At 48.8% G+C, this 2,774-nt stretch carries 3 protein-coding genes and 2 pseudogenes; 2 read left to right on the forward strand and 3 right to left on the reverse strand.

Annotated features, from left to right (window positions below):
* From H6F43_RS22915 to H6F43_RS22920, 3 genes and pseudogenes are all read right to left on the reverse strand, one after another.
* Positions 1-155, reverse strand: a pseudogene (locus tag H6F43_RS22915) (DUF98 domain-containing protein); the annotation flags it as partial.
* Positions 156-268: 113 nt separating this feature from the next.
* Positions 269-1,060, reverse strand: coding sequence for a cobyrinic acid a,c-diamide synthase (locus H6F43_RS01495; RefSeq protein WP_190340254.1), 792 nt, complete (start codon positions 1,058-1,060; stop codon positions 269-271).
* 91 nt (positions 1,061-1,151) lie between these two features.
* Complete coding sequence (locus H6F43_RS22920) at positions 1,152-2,090, reverse strand: squalene/phytoene synthase family protein (RefSeq protein WP_199290095.1); 939 nt, start codon at positions 2,088-2,090, stop codon at positions 1,152-1,154.
* Positions 2,091-2,170: 80 nt separating this feature from the next.
* On the opposite strand from H6F43_RS22920, the gene H6F43_RS01505 reads away from it, so the two are divergent.
* Positions 2,171-2,389 carry a hypothetical protein gene (locus H6F43_RS01505; RefSeq protein WP_190340255.1) on the forward strand — a complete coding sequence of 73 codons (219 nt, stop codon included), beginning with the start codon at positions 2,171-2,173 and terminating at the stop codon, positions 2,387-2,389.
* A gap of 122 nt (positions 2,390-2,511) precedes the next feature.
* Positions 2,512-2,774, forward strand: a pseudogene (locus tag H6F43_RS01510) (acetyl-CoA carboxylase carboxyl transferase subunit beta); the annotation flags it as partial.

The raw sequence follows: 2,774 nt of genomic DNA on the forward strand, positions 1-2,774 counted from the left end.
GGCGAACCATCTCCTAGCAGCAGCATCTGCCAGGTAGGAGCTAACCGACTGTGAGGTAACCCCTGTTGAATTGCCGCTTCATCCCCTTGCCAAATCGGTGTTAGGGCGTGCCAAGCTGCTTGAAGACTGTTGGTGGCTCGGATAGTTGCCGTCATACTTTACACAACTTAATCTCTACCATCATAGCGTTCAGCACTAGATCCTCGTGCATTTCAGCCAGCAGGCAGCTATGAGGGAACCTCACCCTGCACGGTTAAAGCAAGATTACCTAGAGGAAAATTGCTTCCTGTTCGGTGTCGAAAATATAGTCGTAGTCAAACACAAATGCATCGCTATGGCGAATCAGAGAAAAGCCCAAGGTTGTTGTGATCTCAGTTGTGAAGGTTGCGATCGCCAATTCAACTAGCTTCTTCTCACTAATTACGGGGCTTTGAATAAAGTAGTCTCGTCGCGCAAAAAATAAGCGCTCGTCTCTCGGCACAATGATTTTATTAATTTTGTGTGTATATTGAATTGGTTTGATGTACGTGTGTAGAAATTCCTCTTGATTTCGCTGCAGTCGATAGGTTTTCTCGTGCTGAAACCAACTCATTCGGAACATCATCTTAATCAGTTCAAACCCTAAAATATAGGTGAATACATTGTTGCGCTCCTCAGTGCTCATAACGAGCCGCAGGGCCGATTCTAAATACAGCTCTGGCTGTCTCCGAACATCCTGAGCTGAATGAATATAAAACTGTTTAATGTAGCCTCGCAGTAGCCATTCATTTAGTTCAGTATTCAGCCGAAATTTTTTGAGGTACTCTTTAACTTTTTGCTTGGTATCTCGATCGGTCAAAACCTTCGAGATAATTCCGTCAGCAGTATAGTCGTCCAAAAACTCTGCCCGCGTCTCAGGCGTCGCTGCACACATGAGATGGCACAGCGACAGCACATAGCGCCGCTGCACCCACGGCAAACTCTCAGCCCATTTCTTTGCCTCAGAAGGAAGTTTTGACAGAATGCTCTCTGAAACAGATGCTTCTGGCATAAAAGCATTGTCATCGGCTTGTCTAACCATATCCAACGGACTCACTAAGAAACGGGCGATCGAGCATGACGTTTCTAAATCTTCCTATGGGTTTAACACTGCATGTCTAGTGCTGCAGCAGTCAGCAACAGCATGCCAAAGACTGACTGGGAACAACGAGTGGCTGATCTCTCAATTGAGCCATTAGCACGGGCAATTCTTGCTTAACTTGTGCCCAATATAAGTGGGGAAACTGAACGTAGTCAAAGTTGCACTCTCGGAACACTTGCTCGATGCGGCGGTAGCGGTAGAGCGACCAATCGCGCAAAATTTGCCAGGATTCATGCAAATCAGTTGCTCCAATCAGATCGCTGGCGGCTCGGTGCAGCTGTGGCAGGTTGTGCTCTAGCCAGAACTGCATCATCGGTCTGTAGCCAGGAGTTTCTACAGCGTGCAACTGCACGATCGCAGCTCGACTGACTCCAAACGCATCTAATAGATCGCTCGGCAAATAGCAGATGTTTCGCTCAGCATCCTCGCGCAAATCGCGCAGCGTGTTGTAGAACTGATCCAAAGCACCAAAGGCGCGAACGAACTGCCTGTGCTGCGCAGACAAAAACGGTAAGACTTGAAAGAGAGAGCCTCCTAACTCTTCAAGCATCGTTTCGTACTGCCCGATCGTTTGAAGAGTCAGATGGGGTGTGTGGTAGCGGGCAAGCGCGGCAAAATACTGAGTCCACGTTTTGAGTAGACAATGCTTCTGGGGAACTGAAGCACTCTGGAACCACCGCGCTCCCATTGCTGTCAGGATCTCTGAATCCACAGAGTCGATCTGCAGACTGCCTTGGTTAAGCTGGGTCCATTGGAAACAGAACTGCTGGAAGTCAGAGCGATCGGGGTGGATCAATGCAGTTTCCGCTAAGCGATCCATTAGCCGAATCCAGCTAATTCGTTCAAGCCATTCACTCCGGATGTCCGGCTCAAGTGTCATCACCCAAGCGGCATTGTCTTCATCCTTAAGAGAATCATCAGATACTGCGTCATACTGAGACGACCCTACTAAACTCGAGAGGGTAGACACATTCATGTACATTTCAGTCTAGGTAAGTGGCGATTAACTGTGTAGCTTCATAATTCCCTGCTTTCAAAAGGATTAACGGTGTGGTATGGATTACCTTGAGAACCACGACTCGCTGGGAAGCCGAACTGATGCAGCAGGTGCTAGCGGCATATCAAATTCCAACTCGGCTGCTTGATTTGGGATCGGTTGCGTATTTGGGATTTGGAAGCTGTGCTGCGCTACAGGTGCCGTCTCAGTATCAGTGGACCGCACGATTGCTATTGAGTCCACTTGAGGAAGACGCCGAGGCACTGGAGTAAATTGGTATAATTGTCCGGCAACGAAGCACTGCCATCGGGCGTCTGAGATATACACGTCGATCGCTCACTCAGTTCACGCTGGCGTTGGGCGTTTGGCGAACGAGTAGGAGATAGACGAGTCCATGTCTCTATTTGATTGGTTTGCAAATCGGCGGAAGACAGGTCCCATTAGTAAAGAGCGGCAAGAGCGAGAGATCGCCGATGGGCTGTGGTCGAAGTGTGAAGCGTGTAGTGTATTGACGTACACCAAAGATCTGCGCTCGAATCAGATGGTTTGCTCAGACTGCGGACATCACAATCGCATCTACAGCGACGAGCGAATTCGCCAACTGATCGATGCCAATACCTGGTTAGCGATCGACGAGTTTCTATTTGCGACTGACCC

Origin of the sequence: Leptolyngbya sp. FACHB-36 (assembly GCF_014695955.1) — a bacterium.
GTDB lineage: Bacteria > Cyanobacteriota > Cyanobacteriia > Leptolyngbyales > Leptolyngbyaceae > FACHB-36.

What these genes read in the sequence shown, in the direction of transcription:
- H6F43_RS01495 (WP_190340254.1), bottom strand. Translation starts at nt 1,060, where the DNA reads ATGGTTAGACAAGCCGATGACAATGCTTTTATGCCAGAAGCATCTGTT.